We start from the raw sequence: 22,429 nt of genomic DNA, 5'->3' as shown, positions 1-22,429 counted from the left end.
CGGTGCTTACGACCAGCTGACCACCGAAGGCCGTAAAGTGCGCGTAGTTTCCATGCCGTCCACCGATGCGTTCGACAAACAGGATGCGGCTTACCGTGAATCTGTCCTGCCGAAAGCAGTGGCTGCGCGTGTGGCTATCGAAGCGGGTATCGCCGATTACTGGTTCAAGTACACCGGCCTGAACGGTGCAATCGTCGGTATGACCCGCTTTGGTGAATCAGCCCCGGCAGAGAAACTGTTCGAAGAGTTTGGTTTCACCGTTGCCAATGTGGTCGCAACCGCGAAATCGATTCTGTAATCACCCGGGCGGCCATCAGGCTGCCCGATTATGTTTGCAGCGGTCTGATTGCCAGAAGATTGGCCACGCTGGAACGGATGACCTGTACCCACCTTTAGCTTGCCTTGATAAACGACAATCTATACTATAAAAATATAGACTACAGTATATAGGGATGACACTGTGTGGAAGGTCGAACTCAGTGACCTGTTTTATGACTGGTTACTACAGCAGGATGAAGCATTACGCGAAGACATGATCGCCGCACTAACCATGCTGGAACTGGAAGGGCCACATCTCGGGCGTCCTTATGTGGATACCTTACATGGTAGCAAACTGTCAAACCTCAAGGAGTTGAGGGTACAGAGCGATGGGAGACCGGTTAGAGGTTTTTTTGTATTCGACCCTGAGAGAAAGGCGATTGTTCTGTGTGCAGGAAACAAGAAGGGACGGGATGAAAAACGCTTCTACAAAGAAATGATAAAGACTGCTGAAAGTGAATATGTGCGTCACCTGGAAAAACTAAAGTGAGGAAATGCATGAAAACTCTGAATGATTTGAAAGCGGGTCTTTCAGCAGAAAGCCTCGCAAGAATTGATAAAAAAGTCAGTGAGATGCGCCTGGAAAGTCAGTTGTATAAGCTACGAGAGGCGTTAGACCGTACTCAGCGCGAACAGGCAGCAGCAATGGGGATTGCTCAGCCTTCGGTAGTGGCGATTGAAAGTCGGGGGGAAGATCTTAAGATCGCCACGCTGAAAAGATATGTCGAGGCACTGGGCGGTCAGCTTACCATTGGTGTCAACATGCCCGGCGGTGAGCATGTGGATTTTACCCTTTAAGTACCAGTATTAGTTCAGGAGCCGCCCTCCGTCCCTGTTTAATATTTTGGGCGGTCTCCCGAGCGAAAAGTTTAAAGATACTGCATCAGCAAACCTTCCAGACTATTCTGGTCCACCGCAAACAGGCGAATCCCTTCGGCGAGTTTTTCTACTGCCATCGCATCCTGATTGTGCGCCCAGTAAAATTCAGCTTCGGTGATGGCATCCGGTTTTGGTTGGCCGATTCCGTCCCAGGCCAGCGGGGCCGGGATGTTTGCCTCGCTCTGTTGCAGCTGTGCCAGCAGTTGCGGTGAAACGGTCAGGCGGTCGCAACCGTTCAGCGCCAGTACCTGTTGCGGCGTACGGAAGCTGGCCCCCATCACCACCGTCTGATAGTCGTGCATTTTGTAGAATTGATAGATTTTCCGCACCGACGCCACACCAGGATCATTATCGATGGTAAACAACGTGTCTGGATGGTTCTTTTGGTGCCAGTCATAAATACGGCCCACAAAAGGCGAAATCAGGAACACACCGGCATCAGCGCAGGCTCTGGCCTGGGCGAAGGAGAACAGCAGCGTCAGATTGCACTTGATCCCCTCTTTTTCCAGCACTTCAGCCGCACGGATCCCTTGCCAGGTCGCAGCCAGTTTGATCAGGACGCGGTCTTTAGTGATGCCCCTCTCTTCATAAAGGGCAATCAGTTCCCGTGCCTTGTGAATGCTGGCATCGCAGGCAAACGAAAGCCGGGCATCAACCTCGGTTGAGATCCGTCCCGGAATGCTTTGCAAAATCAATGCGCCGATGCTGACCGCCAGATAATCGGCCACTGCGGAGGGGAGTACGGCTTTGCCAGGCTGACGTGATTTCACTGCACTCACCGCCTCTTTGATCAGCTGTTGATATTGCGGCAACTGGGCGGCTTTATAAATTAATGAGGGATTGGTGGTCGCGTCTTCGGGTTGATACGCAATGATGCTGTCAATGTCGCCACTGTCAGCAACAATAATGGTGTGCTGCTTTAATTTCTCAAGCTGGTTCATAATCTTAACCCTGATAATGATGGATGTGCATAACAGGAAGCGCCAGGCTCCCTGTTATGACGTGATGAAAAGATTATTTTGCTTGAGCGACGCGCGAGGTCAGGCCAGGCATATTGAAGCATTCCGCTTCGTTCTGGATCATGTCTTTAATTTTGTTCACGACATAACGTTCTGGCTCCACGCCAAATGCGCGCAGATTGGCAAACAGGGTTTTCATCTCTTTCACCACCGGGGGCTTTTCATAATTATAATGGCCGCTGAGTTCAAGGATTTCTTTCAGTAACTCCGGCTCGTTGAAGATCTGCTCTTCAGACTTATTCTTATGCTCGTCGGTCATCCATTTTTCCCATTTGTGGCTCAGTACACACTCGCGGGTCAGCACACTTTTCAGGTTAGACGCTGACTGGATAAGTCCTTTCGCGGCTAAATCTTTTTCGACTTCGGCCAGTTTGAGGTAGGCGCGGGTTTCAATGGTGCCATAAGCCGGGGCGACGTTCATGGCGGTGATCCCCAGCCCCGGATGTTTCAGCAAAATATCATCCGGCAGGTAGTCGCCATTATGTTCTTTCAACCCCACACCGTAGCGGGTACTGATTGCCGACAGTTCAGCGGATTGGGTGTCATTGAAGTGTCCGACATTTTTGGTCAGACGCGTCAGGGTGCCGGTTTGTCCAACGATAAACAGCGGTTGCGGTAACCCTTCGGCAGAGAGCCGTTTATTCAGTTCGATAATGAAACCTTCATAGGCGCTGATGTCAGTCAGGCCACCGTTGGTTTCTTCTGTTCCCACTTCATAGAAAAACTCTTTCAGGTTGTTGGCTTTACGGTAATCTTCGCAGAAGCGGATCAGTTCAACGGTACGGCTCAGCACCAGTTCGATATCGATAACTTTACCCACCACATACGGGTCTTTGGTCGGGTCGATATGCAACAGGTCAAACCCGGCATCCATATCGACCTGATAGGAACGACGTGCCAGCTTCATCGCTTCCGCTTCCGGAATATGATCCTTACGTTCTTTGTCACGCTGCCACGGGCCGCCGTGGTCCCGGCACAGGAAGTAGTCGCCATCAAACCCCACCTTCTCTGCCATGGCTTTGAGATCGGCGGCAAAGCGGAACTGGTCCCAGTTATTGACGTAACCGGCACCGAATTCATCGGCATCGACCTGATTACGGCTGGCAATAAACATCAATGGCAGGTCTTTTTCTTTGCCCAGTTCAAAACATGCCTGAATAAGGGCAGGTGACATCGGGCCTATACCCAGCATCGTTGATTTACCACCGTTGACGATATAATCGACGTACTGCTTCATGGTATTTTTCATGACAACTCCTTAGGCTTTATTCATATCAGAAGTGATAGTTTTCTTGACGGTTTCGTTTTTAACCGCGTCGCTAATGTTGGGACGTAAAATATGCAGACAGATAGCAGTGACAATGACGCCAATGGCCATATCGATGACGTACCAGATTGCGCCTTTATTTACGCCAGCAATGGCAATTAATCCGCCATGCGGCACCATGGATTCAACGCCGTGAATCATCGCCAGACCGGCACCGACGGCGCTGCCGATAATAATGGAGGGGAGTACGGTTTTAAGGTTTTTAACTGCAAAGGGAATGGCGCCTTCGGTAATCCCGATTAACCCCATAAAGGCGGCAGAGGTGCCCATACGTTTCTCATCTTCGGCCCATTTATTGCGGGAAATAAAGGTTGAAAGCGCAATACCCAGCGGCGGAATAGCACAGGCGATACGATAGGCACCGTTCGGGCCATAAATCCCCTCTGCCATTAATGCCAGGGTAAATGCCGTGGCGGTTTTATTTACCGGCCCACCCATATCAAAGGCAGCCATTGCCCCGAGGATCAGACCCAATACCAGGCCGCTGCCCCCCTGCATATTTGACAGCATCGACACCAGCCACTTCATTGCCATCCCGATGGGGCCAATCAGCACGTACAAATAAAGCATGCCGACCAGGCAGGAGGTGACGATAGGAATGATCAGGATCGGCATCACCGGCATCAGTACTTTGCCGACTTTCCAGGTCTTGACCCATTTAGCGACGTAACCACTCAGGATACCGAGCAGCATCGCGCCAAGAAAACCGGTCACCACATGGGCTTCTCCCAGCGGTGTGGCAGCCATAAACCCGGTGACTAAACCCGGTGTCAGACCGGGTTTACCGGCAAGGGAGTAGGCAATATAGGCAGCAAGTACCGGGATCATCATGCCGAGCCCCGCACTGCCGATCGCCCCTAAATTCAATAAAAACGGATTGGTGACGACAATCCCTTTACCGGGCGTGGGTTCCCCCCCCACCAGAGAGAGCGCCAGGCAGATCCCGCCCACCACCACCACTGGCATCATGTATGACACACCGGTACTGAAGGCTTTGACTAAATCATCCTTAATGGTTTTCATCTTATCCGACATGTTTATTCCTCCCGAACGCCCTGTTTTCCACAATCGGTGCGCTGACTTAGCGCGTGTTTATCCGCAGGCAGAATGGCCCGGTTGCAGAAATACGGCGTTCACAGAAATCTATGAGATGTTGTATTACACGATTATTCCGTCGTTAAAATAAACGGGGTCTATTTTATTCAGACGTTATTGTGTCAATTGTTCGGCTTTATCAATGATCGCAGCCGGATTACGAATCACCTCTGCCGGATTCAATGAAATAATACGCCCGGCGTCCTCTTTTTCTTCAAAGCGTTCGACACCTTCAATGCCAATCGCCACCGCCAGAATGACCACATCCGCGTCAGCAATTTCATCTTCACTTAATTCGTTTTCAATTCCCATGCCGCCTTGCGTCTCGACTTTGACGTCATAACCTCTTTTTTTGCACTCCTGCTCAAGCGCTTCCTGCGCCATATAAGTATGTGCAATACCGGTAATACATGCTGCGACTCCGACGATTTTCATCATTAACTCCTGGCTATGCTTCTTTGGCTGTTTATTAAAATATTGATCTGACCTTGAATTTATACGTCTAATGTTCTGGTCATCAGGTTGTAGAGTAGGGTGACGTTATCGGCATTCTTTATTGCATCGCGGAACTCCTCTTTCATTAATGTTCTGGCAAGAATGGAGAAATATTTCATATGTTGTTGGGGATCGGCAGATTTGTTGACCGTCAGCATAAAGACGGTAGCCACTTCCTGGTCTCCCCAAAGAATGGGTTTCGCAAGTGTTGCCATGCTGATGGTGGAGTAGCCAATATGATCGGATTTGGTATGGGGGATGGCGAAACCATAGCCAACGGCAGTGGAGAAGGAATCTTCCCGTGCCCAGATATCGTCACATAACTGTTCCCGGTTATCGGTGCGATGGTGCAGCCAGAGGTTATCGGTCATCTTTTTAATGACTTCGTTTTTATCGCTGGCCTCAAGACCGCACAGGATAAATTCGGGTGCCAGCAGCGGTCGGGTGCTGACCGCTTTGACATCCGGCGTTTGCAAGGCGGCTTTGACTGCCGCTGAACGTTTAAGCTGCACCGTCTGCTGGGCTAACTGCTGGCATTTGGTGAAATTCAATTCGCGTAGTGCATGCTTGACGCCAGGAATGGCGGTGTTGCTCATACTGAGTTCGTCAAAGCCCATACCGGTGAATAACGGCAGGAAGTCCGGGCTGGCCCCCAGTTCGCCACAGATGCCGATCCACTTGCCTGCGCGATGTACTTCCTGCGCCGCGAATTGCATAGCCCGTATAAATGAGGGCGCATAGTTGTCATAAACCTCTGCAACCTGGCGATTGCCACGGTCGGCGGCAAAAAAGTATTGCGTCAGGTCATTGCTGCCCACACTAAAAAAGTCAGCATATTCAGCGATTTCCGGGATGGCGAAGATGACGGAAGGCACCTCCAGCATCACACCCAGCTCAATACCCGCGTTATACGCCAGCCCTGCGTGATTCATCTCCTGCATAACACCTGCCAGTACCTCACGACACCAGATGACCTCCTCGACGTTCGAGATCATTGGAATCATGATTTTGGCGTTGCCGTGTGCCGAGGCGGTCAGAATCGCTTGCAACTGCATGGCGAATAAATCCTGATAGCGCCGATAGGTACGGACTGCGCGAAAGCCCAGAAACGGGTTTTCCTCGTCGCCGATACTGAGGTAGTCCACCGGTTTATCGCCGCCGATATCGAAGGTGCGAAAGATTACCGGCTTGTTTTCTGCGCGAATGGCGACCTGGGTATAGAGTTCTGCCAGTTCGGCATAATCAGGCGGTGTTTCCCGGTCCATAAATGACATTTCGGTACGAAACAGGCCGATGCCTTCGGCACCGTTGTCAAACGCCGCGTTAGCTTCTGCCAGACTGGCGATATTGGCGGCAATCTCCACACGGTGCCCGTCGGCGCTAGTGGCGGTTTGGTTGACCGTCGCCAGCATCTGTTGCTGCATCTTCTGCTGAACGGACATTTCATGATGGTAATAGCGCAGCACGCGCGCATCAGGCGCAGTAATTAAGATGCCGGGATTACCGTCAATAATAATTTCCTGCTGTGCGTCAAGACGTAGTGCGTGAAAATCAATATCCGTTAAGGTTGGAATACCCAACGAACGCGCCAGGATTGCGGTGTGTGATGTTTTTCCCGTGGAGGATAACACCAGACCGGCCAGCCAACGTTTGTCGATGCTGAGGAATTTACTCGGTGTCAGGTTGTCGGCTAAAATTATTGACGGTTGTTGTAAGTCGAGGTTGTTTTTCGGCAATACATCATCACCATACAGGGTGGCTAATAATTGGCTGGTAATATCAAAGACGTCGAGGGTTCTTTCTTTGATATATTTACTGGCTGATCGGTTGAGTACGTCACAAAAATCCATAGCAGATAAAATAATGGCCTGCCAACCATTTTTACCCCTGTCGATATAATTTATGATGGCATTTTGAAAGCTGATATCTGTCATTATTGATAAATGAGCCTGGACAATATCGTGCTCAACGCCAGATGTGCTTTCCAGCGCAGAGATTTTTTCATTTTTCAGGATTTCGATACCTTCAATGACGGCATTTTTTTCCTGTTGCAGCGGATATTTCTGCGTTGGGCTGCGCGTCAGCATCTCAGCAAAAGAAAGGCTGCGAACCACCACCGGTTTGGCGATCGCCACGCCGCCACTGATGCGTGAACCCTGAATAAAATTGAGCTGTGTTTCTCGCAGTGAGCGTGGCAAATAGCCCGCTGGTGCGGCGCTTTCCTCGGTCGGTGACACCTCAAATTCAGGCAGTTTTTTCAGTAAGGCAGATAATTGATTTGCCGCAGCCAGGGCATCCTCTCCGCTAATGGTAATGGCGCAGATGTCATTGAATAAGGTATCGGTGCCGACCAATGACAAGGCACTTTTCGCATTTCCTTCAAGACCAGTACGGCTATTTTCCCAGCACACGTTGGATTGAAAAGAATTACAAAGACGCTCGATGTGCCCCGCCGGTCTGGCATGAATTCCCTCGCTGAGATCACATTGATAGCTTATTAATTCTGACATAACCACTCCCAATAAATCTTTAAGGTAGACGCTGATAATTTTTTCTGGTCAGGCGCGCAATTCCGTACTTGATGATTTATATCCTTCCGTTTTCATCGAGGGCTTTGAATAGAAAAAAAGTGTCATTTACTTAAAAAAAGCACTCTGATTACTCATTTGTGAGCATGATCATAAATTAATTAATTGCGTAGGCGGTGTGACAAAATTGCTACTGAATGATCATTTTTACCCTTTATTTTTACCCTCCAGAGGTCGCTTAATGTTGGTACTGTGCGTAGCGGCGCGATTTATCGCACTTTTTAAATACGCGCGATAAATCGCGCCGCTACGAAATTATGCAGGATTAATCAGAAAGAAATTATTGCGTGACAGTTCTGACAATAAAAGGAAGGATGATGTACAACGTTGATCTTCATATGCATACCGTAGCCAGCACCCACGCTTACAGCACGGTGCATGATTATATTGCTGCCGCCACGCGTAAAAATCTTAAATTAATCGCCATCACGGACCACGGACCGGAAATGGTCGATGCTCCTCATGCTTTTCACTTCAGCAACATGCGTATTCTGCCGCGGGTGGTCGATGGGGTGGGGATTTTGCGCGGTATTGAAGCGAACATCAAAGCGGGCGGTGAGACGGATTGCAGCGAGAAAATGCGCGCAGCGCTGGACCTGGTCATTGCCGGGTTTCACAAACAGGTGTTCGCTCCGGCGGATATTGTGACCCATACCGATGCGCTGATCGCGGTGATGACCAGCGGTAAGGTGCATATCATCAGCCACCCGGGTAATCCCGAATACCCCATTGATATCCCAGCGGTGGTCGAAGCGGCGAAAGCCTGTAATGTGGCCCTCGAGGTTAATAACGCCTCGTTTGTCCATTCCCGACGTGGCAGTGAAGGTAATTGTCGCAAGATTGTTGCTGCTGTGCGCGACAGCGGGGGGCTGATCTCCCTCGGCACTGACTCTCACTCCGCCTTTACGCTGGGCGACTTCAGTGCCTGCCTGCCGCTGCTGCAACAGGCAGATTTTCCAGCCGACAGGATTCTGAATGCTTCGCCGTGGCGCGTCCTTGCGTTTCTTGAGCGGCACGGCGGGGAAAGAATCGAGGAAATTTATGCGGCGTTGAATGCGGCAGGCTAGAGGTCGATGACGTTGCCTCTGGGCAGGCTCAGTGACTTGCGAATCGCGGAAATCACTTCCGTCGGCCGCAGCAGCAGGGAGTTAATGCAGATGTTCAGCACCCGACAGCCTTCGAAGCGCAATGGCTGATCGATAGTGATATCAGAGGCGATGATCACCAGGTCAGCATCGAGGATATTTTTTCCGCTAATCTGATTTTTCAACCCCAATACGCCCTGAGTCTCAATTTTGATTGAGAAATTATAGGTTTTCGCCAGCTTTTCCAGTTGTTCGGCTGCCATATAAGTATGGGCCACACCGGTGGCACAGGCGGTAACCGCCACGATATACAGGTTACGTTCGCTGGAGAAGGGGTGTACTTCGTCTTTTGCTGCTCGGCTCATCATATACTTACTCCCTTATTCTTACGCCGGTACTCAAGCGGCGTACAGTCATTGATGTCCCGGAACACCTTGCAGAAATAGTTGGTATCGGTGAAACCACACTTCTCTGAGACTTCATTAATTTTCAGGTTGGTGCTGGTCAGCAAGGTTTTCGAACGCGATATCCGGGCTAACTTGAGGTATTCATTGAATTTTACGTCTGACTCTCGGGAAAAAAGGCGCGACAGATAACCGGGGGAGATGTTGAATGTCGCTGCGACGCTCTCCCGATTAATATCCGCCTGGTAATGGCTATCAATATGACTTTTGATCTCATCCAGCAGGGAGAGCGGCCCCTGGGCATTGCTCATGCCATCGGTGATTTGGTGCAGCAGGTCATTCAGCAACGCATAGACAATATGGGCGAAGGTTTCACCCCTGTTGTTGTGCACCCACGCCAGCGATTCCGCCAGTTCAAGCAGACGGTCGCGCACCGAGCTGCTGGAGTTCTCAAGATTAAATTTCTCCACTTCTTTGAACTGCGTACCATCCCAGTTGCTGATGCTGAAACCCACATCCTGCTTCCAGAACACAATCGACATGCAGATCACCGGGGTGCCCCATAACGGAGAGTTCCAGCTATTGGCGGGGATATAGGTGACCGTGCCGACCGGCCGTTGATATTTGACGATCTTATCTTCCCCTTTCGGCAGCAGCATGCTGAGGCTGCCTTTCACCGTCAGCTCGATACGCGGCACATGCAGATGGTAGGCCATCGCCGGTGGCCGGGCGTTGCCATTTGCCACCAGCACGCTGTCGCTGGTGGAACATTGCATACTGAACTCGCTCAAAATCGACTGGATAAATGCGCTCATAGCCTGCCTTATGCCTGCGGTTTAACGACGGTTTTCAGCACCTTAACCGCCAGTGCCGTAGTGACGGTCCCGGCGGCGACGGCCACGATATAGCCCAAATGATTACCGACCACCGGCAGGACGATCAGACCGCCCCAGGGGGCAGCATTGGTGGCACCAAACCACAATGAAATCACGGCAGCCACTGCGCTGCCGAGCATAATCGCCGGGATCACCCGCAGCGGATCGGCGGCCGCAAATGGGATCGCCCCTTCGGTGATACCCATGAAACCCATAATCACCGCAGGCTTACCCGCCTCGCGTTCAACGTCGTTAAAAATCCCCTTAAACAGGAAGGTGGCCAGCGCCAGTCCGAGGGGTGGCGTACAGTCGGCGGCAGCGACCGCAGCCATCAATTGTGGGTTGGTGGAGATGAGCGCGACAGCAAAGAAAAACGCGGTTTTATTCATTGGGCCGCCCATATCCACGGCGATCATGCAACCCAACACGCTGCCGAGAATGATAAACGACGCCCCTTGCATATTGCCGAGCCAGACACTGAGCCATTTCATTAGCCCGGCGACCGGATCGCCGATAATGTAATAAACCGCCATCCCGGTGAGAAAAGTACCGACCAGCGGGATGATAAAAATCGGCAGCACCATGCGCAGGAAATGCGGGATTTTCAGGCGGTCGATGATCGTCAGCAGTCCCCAGACAATCAGCCCGGCCAGCACGCCAGCCAACATACCACCTAAAAATCCGGCCCCCATTTGATACGCCATCAGCCCACCAATGGCACCGGGGGCGATACCGGGTTTATCCACCATCGAATAGGCAATAAAACCGGCGAGAATTGGAATAAACAGGGTCAGACCCGCCAGACCGATCTGCGACATCGCTTTAAGAAAGCCGTGATCGGGGATCGCCGCCTGGCCGTTGAACATCACCGCCAGCGCCAGCAGGACACCACCTGCCACCACAAACGGAATCATGTACGACACCCCGGTCATAAAATGTCTTTTGGTATTTTTTAATAGTTTTAACATACCCGCCTCATCATCGCGTTTGGCAACTAGCCCGCTAAGGTACTGATTATCAGGTGGTAGAGCACATCAGGTGTGGCTGCGCTTTTGGCTTTGGCGACAAATTCGTCGTTCATCAGCATCCGCGCCAGCGTGGAAAAATATTTCATGTGCTCGTTTTCCGCTGCGGCCTGGCTGATGGTCAACATAAACACCGTATCCACCGACACCCCGCCCCAGACAACGGGCTGGTGCAGTGTCGCGACGCTGATGGTGGAATCGAGAATGGCATCGCTGCGGGCGTGCGGAATAGCAAAGCCAGAACCGACCACGGTGGGGAAGGGAACCTCCCGTGACCAGATATCCTGGCACAGCTTATCCCGGCAGTCGGTGCGTTGGTGTAGCCACAGGTTATCGACCATTTTTTTGATCACTTCGTTTTTGTCGCACGCATCCAACCCCCACAAGATCATGTCCGGCGTCAACAGAGGCTTATCTGTGCGGGTGGAGGGCCTCTTCAGGCGCATTTGTTGTTGCACGTCTTTTTCATGACGGTAATAACGCAGGATCTTGTCATCCGCGCGGGTGATCAGCAGCCCCAGATCGCCATCGAGCACCATCTCTTGCCGAGGTGAAAATGGCTGAGTGGCAAAATTAATATCAGCAAGGGTAGGGATGCCCTGAGAACGGGCGAGAATAGCCGTATGCGATGTTTTGCCGGTGGAGGACAAGATAAGACCGGCGAGATGTTGTTTGTTGAGCGCCAGGAACTGGCCGGGCGTCAGGCTATCGGCAATCACCAGGGCCGGCTCATCTAATGACAGCGCAGGTGGCAACCCAGACTGAGCACCGTATATCTCGACCAGCAGTTGCGTGGCGATGTCCAGCATATCCAGCGTGCGTTCCTGAATATAATGGCTGGATGAGCGTTCGAGGATGGCGCTGAAGCCCATCGCCGCGGTGATAATGGCAGACCAGGCATTCATCTGCGCATCAAGATAGCTGATGATGCTGTCGCGAAAGGCACTGTCGGTAATAAATAACAAATGGGCTTCGAGCAGGTCCTGCTCAATACCCCGGGCGACTGCCAGCGCCGCTTCTTTATTGATCCGCAGCATTCGCAGCCCCTCCGTCAGACGCGCTATCTCCGTCTCACGGTTAGCGGTAGTGTCAGGGCCACGGGTCAGTAACTCACCAAAGGTTACCCCCTTGAGCACTCGCGGTTTGGCGATGGCGATACCGCCGCTGATGCGAACGCCGGTCAGATATTGCGGTTGCAGTTCGTGCAGACAGCGCGGGAGGGAACCGTTAGTGACGGCCAGCGCCGGCTCAACAAGGGTGGTAAACGCCGGAAGGTTATTCAGCAAAGCTTGCAGGGCGACAGAGGCGGAGAGCGCGTCAGCACCGTGCAACGTAATCAGACAGCTATCGTCCAGCAGCGTATCTGTGGCGATCAGGGAGAGGGCACTTTTGGCGTTTGCTTCCAGCGCGGTTCGGCTGTTTTGCCACACCACCTCGCACTGAAAGGTGTTGCACAGACGCGCGATATGCCCGGCAGGTCTGGCGTGGATCCCCTCGCTTATCTCGCATTGATAAGTTATTTCCACCACCATTCAGACTCCAGGCATAAGGTCAATACGCGGGTTGACCGGTTTGAGTTATCGCTCCGGTGGCGGGTATCTTTAACCGTTTAAGTAAACGCTAATATAGTAAAAACGTTACCTTTTCTGGAAAATAGTGACCTGATGATGAATTTGTGACACTTGTCATATTAAAAGGCGACCGCATCCAGGCGGGCGCATTGTTTTTATTATCAATATTGATTGGGAGCGATCAGCGAGGGATTGCGGCACAGGTCACAATTTTAAAGTTTTTGCCTTTTTTAGCATCAACGAATTTTTCCCCGGTATCTGACGGCGTCAACAAAGGCGGCGAAGGCGGAGGAGGTATTACGCCGATTCGGATAATAAAGGTGAAAACCTTCAAACATCGGGCTCCAGTCAGACAGCACTTCCACCAGACGTCCGGCTTCAATGTGCGGCTGAGCCATCGAATCTGGTACATAGGCCAGCCCGATACCATCCAGCGCGCCATTCATCACATGCAGGATGCTGTTCGATATTAACGGGCCGTTGACCCGAATATTCAATTTCCGCCCTTCCTTTTCAAACTCCCAGGCATAAACACTGCCCGCGGGAGAGTGGCGGATATTGATGCAGCGATGCCGGGCAAGATCCTGTGGGGTCAATGGCGCCGGATTGGCCTGAAAATATTCCGGTGTGCCGACCACCGCCAGCCGCCAGTCAGGTCCCATACGCACCGCAATCATATCTTTGCTAATCGACTCACCCAACCGGATACCGGCGTCAAAACGTTCGGAGACGATATTGGTAAAACCATAGTCAATGCAGATCTCAATACTGATATCCGGATATTGCGCCAGAAAAGCGGGCAACATCGGACGTAATAAATCTTCAGCTGCATTATCAGAACAGGTAATACGAATATTACCTGCGGGTGTGTCGCGTAATTCAGCAATCCGTTCTATTTCACTGTTTATCTGCTCAAACAGCGGGGCGACGGAGAGTAATAATTTCTCACCGGCTTCTGTGGGAGCAACATTGCGCGTGGTACGCGCCAGCAAGCGAACGCCAATTCTTTCCTCAAGATTGCGCATGGTATGGCTCAAAGCCGAAGGGCTGACACCAAGAAGGGCCGCAGCACGGGTGAAGCTTCTCTCTCTGGCTACGGTGATAAACGCCTGGATATCATTCATTAAATCTGCGCCTTATTTGTGATTATTTTTCACAACCAGGTGCAAATTATCCCATTTGTTCGAGGTAATCCACGTCATTTACCCTTGAGGTTGTTGTTCAGCACAGAATATTAAACAGAAGTGTTGAATAAGAATATTTCTCATTGGCAAACCGATAAACCTTGATTGGTGAATTTTTTTCATAACGGCATTTCGATATTCACTATTAAACATTGCGCTACGCTTAATAATAATCACGACTTAGGTATGTCCACGATTCCTTTCCGTGCGGAATTCAATGTCGTTGTAGAAATCATTATATTACGACTTTCCATTCTGGCTATTTTCCCGCTCTGACTTTTCTCACTTTTTAATACCGGAGACCTATGGAACTGCACATTAATAACAAAATCTGGCAGGTCGATGCAGAGGGTGATACGCCGCTGCTGTGGGTAATCCGCGACGATCTGGGGATGACCGGGACCAAGTATGGCTGCGGTCTGGCGCAATGCGGCGCCTGTTCGGTAATGATTGACGGTCAGATTACCCGCGCGTGTGTCACGCCGATTGATAAGTTGGCTGGCAAGCAGATCACCACCATTGAAGCGATTGAAGCCGATGAAATGGGTAAACGCGTGGTCGAGGCCTGGGTTAAGTATCAGGTGCCGCAGTGTGGCTATTGTCAGTCAGGGCAGGTGATGGCGGCGACAGCGTTACTCAAACAACATGCTCATCCCTCAGACGCACAGATTGCCGCCGCAATGGTGAACCTGTGTCGCTGTGGCACCTATAACGCCATCAGTGCGGCCATTCATGATGTGGCTGGTAAGGGAGAAACAGCATGAGCGACCACGACGAAGTGATGGCATCGCTGAGCGAGGATCGGCCCGCGAACCTCTCCCGGCGGCGTTTTCTGGTGGCAACTGGCACTGTGGCGGGTGCGTTGGTGCTGGGTATTGGCTTACCTGTTGCGCAAAGTCGTGCACAAACCACTGGCGCTGTACCCGCTCCGGGCACGCTGGTTCCGGCTTTTCTCGAGATTCGACCGGATGGCTCGGTAAAGTTCCTCTCGCCCTTTATCGAAGGCGGGCAGGGCATTTTTACTGCAATGGCGCAGATTGTCGGTGAAGAACTGGATGCCGATCCCGCCAGCTTCGTGGTGGAAAATGCACCGGCAGGTTCCCAGTATAAAGTGATGGATAGCGGGTTGCGCATTACCGGCGGTAGCCAGTCGGTGCGCACCAGCTACACCACCATGCGCCGTCTCGGCGCGCTGGCGCGGCAGATGTTGCTTCAGGCGGCGGCCACTACGCTGTCTGTCCCCATTGAGCGTCTGCGTACCGAACCCGGCAAAGTGATCCATGACGATTCAGGCCGTTCGCTCTCTTATGGTGAGCTGGCTGCGCGGGCGCGTGATTTGCCGGTTCCGTCACCGGATTCGGTGCGCCTGAAGGACCCCGCGCAGTTTCGCTGGATTGGCAAACCGGTGCCGCGTCTGGATATGCATGAAAAATCGACCGGTCAGGCGATTTATACCATCGATTGTCGCGTAGATGACATGCTGCATGCGGCGGTGCAGCATGCGCCACGCCTGGGGCTGAGCGTTGGCCCGTTGCGCAATGCCGAGCAGGTGAAGGCGATGAAAGGGGTACATTCGGTGCATGTGCTGCCGGGTGCGGTGGCGGTCGTGGCCGAGCGTTGGTGGCAGGCGAAGCGTGCTGTTGAAACCTTGCAGGTCGAGTGGCAGGAACCTCAGACGCCGGACGGTCGTTACATGCCTGCTGACTTCTCCTCAGCTGACTTTGCCGATGCGCTGGCGAAAGAACCGGGTAACGGTGAAGACGCGGAAGTCACAGGTAACATCACCGAGGGAATGTCAGCGGCGAAAACCACGCTGAGCGCGACCTATCACAGCCAGTATCTTAATCACGCCCAACTGGAGCCGCCCTCCGCGCTGGCGCGCTTTAATCCCGACGGCACCCTGGAGTTGTGGCTACCTAATCAGGCTCCGGAAATGTTCCAGGCCGATGCGGCGAAACGGACCGGTCTGCCCGCAGAAAAAATCATTATCCATTCGCCACTGCTGGGGGGCTTTTTTGGCCGCCATTTTGTCTATGACACCGCTATGGTCTATCCCCAGGCCATTCAACTGGCACAGGCGGTCGGTCGCCCGGTTAAGGTGATCTGGAGCCGCGAAGAGGAGTTTTTACGCGATACCCATCGACCGATGGCAGCGGTGCGTTTTCGTGCCGGTCTGGATGATAAAGGCTATCCGCTGGCGCTGGAGGCGATCAGCATTTGTGAAGGCCCGACAGAAGGACTGGCCGGGAAACACGGTGCCAAACTGGACCCAACGGCAGTAGAAGGTCTGGCGGGGAAATCCTACTCAATCCCCCATGTACGCATCGCCCAGATCTACAAAAAAGGCCCGGTAAGGCTGGGCTACTGGCGTTCAGTAGGCAATTCGATGAACGATTTTCTCTACGAGTGTTTCCTTGATGAGATTGCTGATCAAGGCAAGATTGATCCCTTCGCTTTGCGTCTGCATTTGTTACAGGGTAACGAACGGCTGACCAAACTGCTCAATACCGTGGCGGAGATGTCCGGGGGATGGCAGGCCGGGCCTTACACCGCCGCAGATGGCAGCCGCCGCGCCCGCGGTGTCGCGATGGCTTCGCCGTTCGGCACTGAAGCGGCAGCGATTGCCGAAGTGTCGATTGAAAACGGCCAGGTCAAGGTTCATCAGGTGTGGGAAGCCGTCGACCCTGGCAGCATCGTCAATCCGGCGATCGTCGAGGCGCAGGTCAATGGCGCGATAGCGCTTGGACTTTCTCAGGTACTGCTTGAGGAGAGCGTGTATGAGAAGGGGCAACCGGTGGCGCGTAACTACGATATGTACCCGATTCTGCCGCCCTCACGCATGGCAAAGGTAGAAGTACGCATCGTGGAGAGCGGGGCGAAGATGGGGGGTATCGGTGAACCGCCATTGCCTGCGATTCCTCCGGCGGTCGCCAATGCGGTTTCCCGGTTGACCGGGCAACGTATCCGTTCAATGCCGCTTTCACACTATGATTTCACCTGAGCCTGAGGGATGGATGACATGACGATAAAAAGGCTTAGCCTGATCCTGATTGGTGTGTTGTGCGTGGTCGCAGGCGCGCTGCTGTGGTTGCTGCGCACGCCTTCTTCCACCTTTGATGGCGCAAATGCGGATCAACCTCCGGTTTCTGCCGAGCTGATCCGTCGGGGCGAGTACGTTGCCCGGCTTAGCGATTGTGTGGCCTGCCACAGTACACCGGACAGCGCGCCGTTCAGCGGTGGGCTGGCGATGGCGACACCGGTGGGTAAAATCTATACCACCAACATCACTCCGGACCCGGAAACGGGAATCGGTAACTATTCACTGGCTGATTTTGATCGCGCCGTGCGACATGGTGTGGCGCGTGATGGTCACCGCCTCTACCCGGCGATGCCTTTTCCTTCCTATCAGAAGCTCACGGATGAGGATGTTGCGGCGCTTTACGCCTTTATGATGCATGACGTCAAACCGGTATCCCGCCAGAATCGCGCCAGTGAGATCCCCTGGCCGCTGAATATGCGCTGGCCGCTGGCGGTGTGGAGCGCGGCTTTCTCGCGTGGTGGACCGCAACAGCCGGTGGCAAATCAGGATGCGGTGTGGAATCGCGGTGCTTATCTGGTGGAAGGTCCGGGACATTGCGGCAGTTGCCATACGCCGCGTGGACTGGCGTTTAATGAGAAAGCCCTCGATGCCAGCAGCCCGGATTATCTGGCGGGAGCGCTGCTGGATGGCTGGTATGCGCCCAGTCTGCGTAACGATGCCAACACCGGCATCAGCCGTTGGAGCGAAGCGGATGTCGTTGAATTCCTGAAGAATGGCCGCAACCAGCATGCCGTGGTGTTTGGTTCAATGGCTGATGCATTTAACAACTCAACGCAGTTTATGCGTGACGATGACCTGCGCGCCATTGCCCACTATCTGAAGTCTCTGCCGCCGGGCAGTAACAACAGTGGCAAGGGTTGGCAGTATCAGCATGACGATGCGCCAGCCACCCCCGGTAGCCAGACCTATATGGCGCGATGCAGCAGCTGTCATGGCCCGGATGGACGAGGGCAGGCACCGTGGATCCCGCCGCTGGCCGGGGCAACGTCGATGCAGGTCGATACCGCTTCCTCAATCAACGTGCTGCTCAACGGTTCGGCACGCGTGGTGGCGGATGGCGTGCCTGATGCCTATCGTATGCCGCCGTATCGGAAACAACTTACCGATCAGGAAGCGGCGGATGTGCTGAATTTTATTCGTTCTTCATGGGGCAATCAGGGTGAAAAAACCGATGCGCAGGCGGTCGGCGAATTACGCGCCAAAACCGACCCGGCCAGCAGCAACGTCATCATCCTGCAAATGCGTTAGCCACAGCCGTCAGGAGAAATGATGCAGAATCTTGATGTGCAGGTCATCAGTACCGCCCGGCAGTGGGCGGAAGCGCATGAGCTATGGCTGTGTACCGTACTGAGCACCTACGGCTCCTCACCGCGACCACCGGGGGCGATGATGGTGATCCGCAAAGACGGGCAATATTGTGGTTCGCTTTCCGGTGGCTGTGTGGAAGAGAGTTTTATCGCGCGGATTCGTGACGATGCCTTTTCGGCGTCGAGCCAGCTGGTACGTTATGGTGATGACGGGCTGGCACCTGACCGGGCGCTACCGTGCGGTGGGGTGCTGGATATTCTGGTGGAAAGGCTGCTCCCTGGTCGTGAGGCTATCGGTTATCTGGGGCAGATGCACGATGCCCTGGTCAGTGCGACGGCGCTGACCAAAAGGATCACCCTGCCTGCGCCATGTATTTCACTCGAACCGGCTGCGTATCGCAGTCGGACCGCGACCCACATCGAGGGGGATGAGGTGACGTTGACCCTCTCTGCACCGCCCAGGCTGGTGATCGGCGGCTTGTCGAGCGTCGCGGTATATTGCGCCAATTTCGCGCTGGCGCTGGGGTTTGAAACCCTCGTCTGCGAACACCGTGAGGATGTTCTGAGCAATCTGGCTGCGGATCTGGATGCTGGCGTGACGCTGATAAAGCTGTTCCCGGCGGTTTATCTTGAGCGCGAGGGGTGCCATCCGGCCACCGCGATCCTGTCGTTAACCCATGATCCGCGTATCGATGATCTGACCATGATGGAAGCCGTCAACCTGCCGGCTTTCTATATCGGCGCAATGGGTTCGCACCAGAACAGCCAACGCCGCAAAGAAAGGCTGGTGCGGTATGGCGATGTTGCACCGCATCAGTTAAGCCGCCTCCATGCCCCGGTTGGGCTGGCGATTGGCAGCAAAACCCCGGCGGAAATTGCGTTGTCGATTATGGCCGATATCGTGCGCCATAAAAATGGTCTGGCGAGTGATCAGGCATCCTTCTTTCCGGTGCGCAGCGCCTGCGGAGGGATGCCGTAGCCCCGCATAAAAACATCACGCATGTGGCGGCGATCGCGAAATCCTGAATCTCGCGCCACCACGTCCAGCGACAGTCGGGTTTGTTCTATCAACAGCCGCGCGGCTTCAAGGCGTAAACGCTCGATGACGCGCGCCGGTGATTTCCCTGTCTCAGCCAAAAACAGGCGGTTCAGTTGCCTCGAACTCAGATGTACCGCATCCGCGAGTTGCTCGACGGAGAGTGATTTGGTGAGGTTGCTGCGGATATATTCAATCGCGGTTTGCAGACGATCGCTGCGGGGTGACAGGGCCAGCAGTTCCGAATGCTGGCGCTGACCGCCCGAACGTCGTTGGTTCATCACCATACGCTGAGCAATGCTGCGGGCAACCTCGCTACCATGATCTTTTTCCACCATCGCCAGCACCATATCGAGGCCAGCCGTCATCCCGGCAGAGGTCCAGATCTGGTGATCAATGATATAAATCAGGTCGTCTTCGGTTCTGATGGTGGGATGCAATGTTTTCAGGCTCTGCGCATAAGCCCAATGGGTGGTCGCCCGGCGTTCAGAAAGTAATCCAGCCTGCGCCAGTACGAAAGCACCGGTGCAAATGCCTGCGACGCGGCGCGCCCGCAAGGCGTGATTTTTCAGGAAATGAACCACCCGCTCGCTAGCCGGAAGTGTGACCGGCGTGAGCACCCCGCCAATTAGCCAGGTATCAGCAGAAGCCTCATCGCTTAAGGCAATGGTCGTCACACTGATGCCAAAGGAAGAGGAAACCTGACCGCCGTGCTCGGAGTAAACCGCACATTGATAAAAAGGCTCGCCAAGCACTAAGTTGGCAAACTCGAAAATGGTCAGTGTCGATAACGCCAGTGACTGAAACTGGTCGGCAATCAGCAATCCAACCCGATGCATTTTGGGATCCTTGTATTGGCAACCACATCGATGGGCAAACCATCCTGAAAGAATCAGGCCCTGCAATCAATCTCTTTTGGGCAAAAAAATGTCCGAAATCGTACCCTTCTACGTCATTTTCTCCCTCCGACTATGGCGTAACCTCAATGCATCCAACACATCATGCAAGGTGAATGAGATGAGTGATGCAACGAAAGGCACTGCGGTGGTGACAGGCGCGTCGACCGGGATGGGGGCCATTTATGCCGCCAGACTGGCAAAGATGGGATATGACCTGATCATTGTCGCCCGAAACCACAATCGTCTGAACCAGATGGCCAGCCATATCACAGCGGATAGCCAGCGTAACGTGGAAGTGGTGGCCGCAGACTTGAACGACGCCGGGCAACTGGCGGCGCTGGAGATGAAGTTACGCCATGATGCCAGCATTACGTTATTAGTGAATAACGCCGGTATCGGCACGCACACGCCATTGGTGGACAGCGATGTCGACCAAATGACGACGATGATTAATCTCAACGTCACCGCGTTGACCCGGCTGACTTACGCCGTTGTGCCAGGATTTATCAGCCGGGGGCGGGGGGCTATCATCAATATTGCTTCGATTGTCGGCATCGCGCCTGAGATCCTGAACGGGGTGTATGGTGGGAGCAAGGCCTATGTGCTGGCATTCAGCCAGTCTCTTCATCATGAGTTAGCTGATAAAGGGATTCAGGTTCAGGTGGTGCTGCCCAGCGCGACAGCGACCCCCTTCTGGGATAACGGCGGTTTGCCGTTAAGTCAGCTCGACCCGGAGATTGTGATGAAAGCCGAAGACATGGTCGATGCCGCCCTGACCGGATTCCTGCATGGTGAGCTGATCACCATCCCGTCACTGCATGACGAAAGCCGTTTGCAGCAATGGGAACAGGCACGTCAGACCGTGATTCAGGACTTTTCACACAATATCCCGGCCGCGCGTTACCTGGGATCACAGGAGAAATAAGATGAGTCGTTTACATACGGATTCACTTGAGGAAGCGAGTGGCAAAGCCGCAGAATTGTTCAAAGGTATTAAGCAGGCGATGGGTAAAGTCCCGAATGCTTATCTGACCATTGGCAGCAATGCCCCTGATATTCTGGCGCAAACCTTACAGCTTAACGCGGCGCTGTCCAGGAGTAGTCTCAGCGCGCGTGAGCGAGAGGCGATTAACCTCGCGGTCAGTGAGGAAAGTGGCTGTGATTATTGCCTTGCTGCACATACGCCGCAAGCGATCAAAGCCGGTTACAGCGAGGCGCAGACGCTTGAATTGCGTCAGGGATTTCTGGTCGATGATGCCAGAATCGATGCGCTGGTGAAGTTTGTACAACTGTTGGTATCAACGCGCGGCACGTTATCCGCCCATCATGTCAGTGCATTTCGTGACGCCGGTTTTAATGACCAGCAAGTGGTTGAAACCATCGGTGTGGTGACCGCGATTCTGTTCACCAACATGATTAATCGGGTCAATGATACCGAAGTTGATTTTCCGCCGATTTCATCACTGTAGGGTTATGACCAGACAGGCTTTTCAGCACGGAAGCCTGCCTGGTTGATGGTTATTTCTGAAACGCGGTGAAGATAATTTTAACCCCTAACAACACCAGAATCGCCGAAGAAATGGTGTCAATGGCGCGCTTAAGGCGCAGGTAAATATCCCGTGGTCTTTTCGAGGACAATAAAATAGCCACCAGTGAATACCATCCGGCATCAATCACAAATGCCATCAGCGGAATAATGTAATAGAAATAGCCGGGGATCTCTTTGGGCAACAACGCGGTAAAAATGGAGGCAAAGACCAGGGCGGTTTTCGGATTACTCAACTGGGTCAATAATCCGTCACGCCAGGTGCCCAGCAAGGAGTGCGCTTCGGATAAGGATTCAGACGTCACGCTAAAGGGTTTTGATGCATTCTTCGCGATTTTATAGCCCATCCAGATAAGATAGAGGCCACCAGCAATTTTCAATCCGGTAAATAATTCGGGCAATGCAATCAGAATTCTTTCCAGACCAAACATCGCCATGATGGAAAAGATCGCCGCCCCGGTTCCCATGCCGAGTGCAGTTAACAGGCCATGTAATCGCGAGCGTGCGACGGCATTACGGGCAACGTAGATAAAACTTGGACCAGGGCTGATCACGCCCATAATTAAAACCGCAGCAATCGCCATCAAACTCGACAACAACATAGTTTCTCCAATCATCACCCTGAAATTATAGGATGCAGAATACACGCCAGGCAGGACTGGGGCTATCCTGTTGT

General features: G+C 53.2%; 22 protein-coding genes. 10 read left to right on the top strand and 12 right to left on the bottom strand.

Features of this window, described 5'->3' with window-relative positions; all coding sequences use genetic code 11:
* From CTZ24_RS26400 to CTZ24_RS26390, 3 genes are all read left to right on the top strand, one after another.
* Nucleotides 1–298, top strand: a 298-nt coding sequence (locus CTZ24_RS26400) for a transketolase-like TK C-terminal-containing protein (protein WP_302474891.1), incomplete at its 5' end; no start/stop codon positions are given.
* 162 nt (nucleotides 299–460) lie between these two features.
* The gene (locus CTZ24_RS26395) at nucleotides 461–808 is read left to right on the top strand and encodes a type II toxin-antitoxin system RelE/ParE family toxin (RefSeq protein ID WP_208727196.1); all 348 of its coding nucleotides are present in this window, start codon (nucleotides 461–463) and stop codon (nucleotides 806–808) included.
* Between the two features lie 8 nt (nucleotides 809–816).
* Nucleotides 817–1,116 (top strand): helix-turn-helix domain-containing protein, encoded by a 300-nt coding sequence (locus CTZ24_RS26390; RefSeq protein ID WP_208727194.1) that lies wholly within the window; start codon nucleotides 817–819, stop codon nucleotides 1,114–1,116.
* A 71-nt stretch (nucleotides 1,117–1,187) separates the two neighbouring features.
* Here the strand turns inward: CTZ24_RS26390 and tal are convergent, their stop codons facing one another.
* From tal to ptsP, 5 genes are all read right to left on the bottom strand, one after another.
* A complete protein-coding gene (tal, locus tag CTZ24_RS26385; RefSeq protein WP_244634112.1) occupies nucleotides 1,188–2,138 on the bottom strand; it encodes a transaldolase in 951 nt (316 codons plus the stop codon).
* Between the two features lie 73 nt (nucleotides 2,139–2,211).
* Nucleotides 2,212–3,465, bottom strand: a complete 1,254-nt coding sequence (locus CTZ24_RS26380) for a class II D-tagatose-bisphosphate aldolase non-catalytic subunit (protein WP_021185451.1) — start codon at nucleotides 3,463–3,465, stop codon at nucleotides 2,212–2,214.
* A gap of 9 nt (nucleotides 3,466–3,474) precedes the next feature.
* Nucleotides 3,475–4,578, bottom strand: a complete 1,104-nt coding sequence (locus tag CTZ24_RS26375) for a PTS fructose transporter subunit IIC (protein WP_021185452.1) — start codon at nucleotides 4,576–4,578, stop codon at nucleotides 3,475–3,477.
* A gap of 174 nt (nucleotides 4,579–4,752) precedes the next feature.
* Entirely contained in the window at nucleotides 4,753–5,073 is a 321-nt protein-coding gene (locus CTZ24_RS26370; protein WP_208727362.1) for a PTS fructose transporter subunit IIB, read from the bottom strand.
* Between the two features lie 59 nt (nucleotides 5,074–5,132).
* Entirely contained in the window at nucleotides 5,133–7,643 is a 2,511-nt protein-coding gene (gene ptsP / locus CTZ24_RS26365) for a phosphoenolpyruvate--protein phosphotransferase (RefSeq protein WP_208727192.1), read from the bottom strand.
* A gap of 395 nt (nucleotides 7,644–8,038) precedes the next feature.
* Here ptsP and CTZ24_RS26360 point away from each other — a divergent pair, with 395 nt between their 5' ends.
* Nucleotides 8,039–8,788, top strand: coding sequence for a phosphatase (locus CTZ24_RS26360; RefSeq protein ID WP_208727361.1), 750 nt, complete (start codon nucleotides 8,039–8,041; stop codon nucleotides 8,786–8,788).
* On the opposite strand, the gene CTZ24_RS26355 is transcribed toward CTZ24_RS26360, so the two are convergent.
* From CTZ24_RS26355 to CTZ24_RS26335, 5 genes are all read right to left on the bottom strand, one after another.
* Complete coding sequence (locus CTZ24_RS26355) at nucleotides 8,785–9,174, bottom strand: PTS fructose transporter subunit IIB (protein ID WP_021185456.1); 390 nt, start codon at nucleotides 9,172–9,174, stop codon at nucleotides 8,785–8,787. The two genes, CTZ24_RS26360 and CTZ24_RS26355, sit on opposite strands and share 4 nt — an antisense overlap.
* On the bottom strand, nucleotides 9,171–10,025 hold the full coding sequence (locus CTZ24_RS26350) for a helix-turn-helix transcriptional regulator (RefSeq protein ID WP_208727190.1): 855 nt from the start codon (nucleotides 10,023–10,025) through the stop codon (nucleotides 9,171–9,173). The genes CTZ24_RS26355 and CTZ24_RS26350 overlap by 4 nt, the downstream gene beginning before the upstream one ends.
* Nucleotides 10,026–10,033: 8 nt before the next feature.
* Complete coding sequence (locus CTZ24_RS26345) at nucleotides 10,034–11,053, bottom strand: PTS fructose transporter subunit IIC (protein ID WP_208727188.1); 1,020 nt, start codon at nucleotides 11,051–11,053, stop codon at nucleotides 10,034–10,036.
* A 26-nt stretch (nucleotides 11,054–11,079) separates the two neighbouring features.
* Nucleotides 11,080–12,642: a PTS sugar transporter subunit IIA gene (locus CTZ24_RS26340; protein ID WP_208727186.1), complete on the bottom strand. Its 1,563-nt coding sequence runs from the start codon at nucleotides 12,640–12,642 to the stop codon at nucleotides 11,080–11,082.
* 275 nt (nucleotides 12,643–12,917) lie between these two features.
* Nucleotides 12,918–13,805, bottom strand: coding sequence for a LysR family transcriptional regulator (locus CTZ24_RS26335; protein WP_021185460.1), 888 nt, complete (start codon nucleotides 13,803–13,805; stop codon nucleotides 12,918–12,920).
* 365 nt (nucleotides 13,806–14,170) lie between these two features.
* On the opposite strand from CTZ24_RS26335, the gene CTZ24_RS26330 reads away from it, so the two are divergent.
* The 4 genes from CTZ24_RS26330 to CTZ24_RS26315 are packed head-to-tail and all read left to right on the top strand — an operon-like array spanning nucleotide 14,171 to nucleotide 19,251.
* Complete coding sequence (locus tag CTZ24_RS26330) at nucleotides 14,171–14,629, top strand: (2Fe-2S)-binding protein (protein ID WP_021185461.1); 459 nt, start codon at nucleotides 14,171–14,173, stop codon at nucleotides 14,627–14,629.
* Nucleotides 14,626–16,866, top strand: coding sequence for a xanthine dehydrogenase family protein molybdopterin-binding subunit (locus tag CTZ24_RS26325; RefSeq protein WP_208727184.1), 2,241 nt, complete (start codon nucleotides 14,626–14,628; stop codon nucleotides 16,864–16,866). The genes CTZ24_RS26330 and CTZ24_RS26325 overlap by 4 nt, the downstream gene beginning before the upstream one ends.
* An 18-nt stretch (nucleotides 16,867–16,884) precedes the next feature.
* Nucleotides 16,885–18,213, top strand: a complete 1,329-nt coding sequence (locus tag CTZ24_RS26320; protein WP_208727182.1) for a c-type cytochrome — start codon at nucleotides 16,885–16,887, stop codon at nucleotides 18,211–18,213.
* An 18-nt stretch (nucleotides 18,214–18,231) separates the two neighbouring features.
* Nucleotides 18,232–19,251 (top strand): XdhC family protein, encoded by a 1,020-nt coding sequence (locus CTZ24_RS26315; protein ID WP_244634111.1) that lies wholly within the window; start codon nucleotides 18,232–18,234, stop codon nucleotides 19,249–19,251.
* On the opposite strand, the gene CTZ24_RS26310 is transcribed toward CTZ24_RS26315, so the two are convergent.
* A complete protein-coding gene (locus tag CTZ24_RS26310) occupies nucleotides 19,203–20,147 on the bottom strand; it encodes a GlxA family transcriptional regulator (RefSeq protein WP_021185465.1) in 945 nt (314 codons plus the stop codon). The two genes, CTZ24_RS26315 and CTZ24_RS26310, sit on opposite strands and share 49 nt — an antisense overlap.
* A gap of 178 nt (nucleotides 20,148–20,325) precedes the next feature.
* Here CTZ24_RS26310 and CTZ24_RS26305 point away from each other — a divergent pair, with 178 nt between their 5' ends.
* Complete coding sequence (locus tag CTZ24_RS26305) at nucleotides 20,326–21,132, top strand: SDR family NAD(P)-dependent oxidoreductase (protein WP_208727180.1); 807 nt, start codon at nucleotides 20,326–20,328, stop codon at nucleotides 21,130–21,132.
* Nucleotide 21,133: 1 nt separating this feature from the next.
* Nucleotides 21,134–21,676, top strand: coding sequence for a carboxymuconolactone decarboxylase family protein (locus tag CTZ24_RS26300; protein ID WP_208727178.1), 543 nt, complete (start codon nucleotides 21,134–21,136; stop codon nucleotides 21,674–21,676).
* A gap of 49 nt (nucleotides 21,677–21,725) precedes the next feature.
* Here CTZ24_RS26300 and CTZ24_RS26295 read toward each other — a convergent pair whose 3' ends face one another.
* Complete coding sequence (locus tag CTZ24_RS26295; protein ID WP_208727359.1) at nucleotides 21,726–22,355, bottom strand: LysE family translocator; 630 nt, start codon at nucleotides 22,353–22,355, stop codon at nucleotides 21,726–21,728.
* Nucleotides 22,356–22,429: the final 74 nt, after the last annotated feature.

It is taken from the genome of Pantoea phytobeneficialis (genome assembly GCF_009728735.1).
GTDB lineage: Bacteria > Pseudomonadota > Gammaproteobacteria > Enterobacterales > Enterobacteriaceae > Pantoea > Pantoea phytobeneficialis.
Note: the sequence above shows the minus strand (reverse complement) of the source record. Positions and strands in the feature narration are given on the sequence as shown.

Bases quoted from the DNA above. Each gene is read 5' to 3' on its own strand.
- CTZ24_RS26390 (WP_208727194.1), top strand. From the start codon at position 817: ATGAAAACTCTGAATGATTTGAAAGCGGGTCTTTCAGCAGAAAGCCTC.
- tal (WP_244634112.1), bottom strand. From the start codon at position 2,138: ATGAACCAGCTTGAGAAATTAAAGCAGCACACCATTATTGTTGCTGAC.
- CTZ24_RS26380 (WP_021185451.1), bottom strand. From the start codon at position 3,465: ATGAAAAATACCATGAAGCAGTACGTCGATTATATCGTCAACGGTGGT.
- CTZ24_RS26375 (WP_021185452.1), bottom strand. From the start codon at position 4,578: ATGTCGGATAAGATGAAAACCATTAAGGATGATTTAGTCAAAGCCTTC.
- CTZ24_RS26370 (WP_208727362.1), bottom strand. From the start codon at position 5,073: ATGAAAATCGTCGGAGTCGCAGCATGTATTACCGGTATTGCACATACT.
- ptsP (WP_208727192.1), bottom strand. From the start codon at position 7,643: ATGTCAGAATTAATAAGCTATCAATGTGATCTCAGCGAGGGAATTCAT.
- CTZ24_RS26360 (WP_208727361.1), top strand. From the start codon at position 8,039: ATGTACAACGTTGATCTTCATATGCATACCGTAGCCAGCACCCACGCT.
- CTZ24_RS26355 (WP_021185456.1), bottom strand. From the start codon at position 9,174: ATGATGAGCCGAGCAGCAAAAGACGAAGTACACCCCTTCTCCAGCGAA.
- CTZ24_RS26350 (WP_208727190.1), bottom strand. From the start codon at position 10,025: ATGAGCGCATTTATCCAGTCGATTTTGAGCGAGTTCAGTATGCAATGT.
- CTZ24_RS26345 (WP_208727188.1), bottom strand. From the start codon at position 11,053: ATGTTAAAACTATTAAAAAATACCAAAAGACATTTTATGACCGGGGTG.
- CTZ24_RS26340 (WP_208727186.1), bottom strand. From the start codon at position 12,642: ATGGTGGTGGAAATAACTTATCAATGCGAGATAAGCGAGGGGATCCAC.
- CTZ24_RS26335 (WP_021185460.1), bottom strand. From the start codon at position 13,805: ATGAATGATATCCAGGCGTTTATCACCGTAGCCAGAGAGAGAAGCTTC.
- CTZ24_RS26330 (WP_021185461.1), top strand. From the start codon at position 14,171: ATGGAACTGCACATTAATAACAAAATCTGGCAGGTCGATGCAGAGGGT.
- CTZ24_RS26325 (WP_208727184.1), top strand. From the start codon at position 14,626: ATGAGCGACCACGACGAAGTGATGGCATCGCTGAGCGAGGATCGGCCC.
- CTZ24_RS26320 (WP_208727182.1), top strand. From the start codon at position 16,885: ATGACGATAAAAAGGCTTAGCCTGATCCTGATTGGTGTGTTGTGCGTG.
- CTZ24_RS26315 (WP_244634111.1), top strand. From the start codon at position 18,232: ATGATGCAGAATCTTGATGTGCAGGTCATCAGTACCGCCCGGCAGTGG.
- CTZ24_RS26310 (WP_021185465.1), bottom strand. From the start codon at position 20,147: ATGCATCGGGTTGGATTGCTGATTGCCGACCAGTTTCAGTCACTGGCG.
- CTZ24_RS26305 (WP_208727180.1), top strand. From the start codon at position 20,326: ATGAGTGATGCAACGAAAGGCACTGCGGTGGTGACAGGCGCGTCGACC.
- CTZ24_RS26300 (WP_208727178.1), top strand. From the start codon at position 21,134: ATGAGTCGTTTACATACGGATTCACTTGAGGAAGCGAGTGGCAAAGCC.
- CTZ24_RS26295 (WP_208727359.1), bottom strand. From the start codon at position 22,355: ATGTTGTTGTCGAGTTTGATGGCGATTGCTGCGGTTTTAATTATGGGC.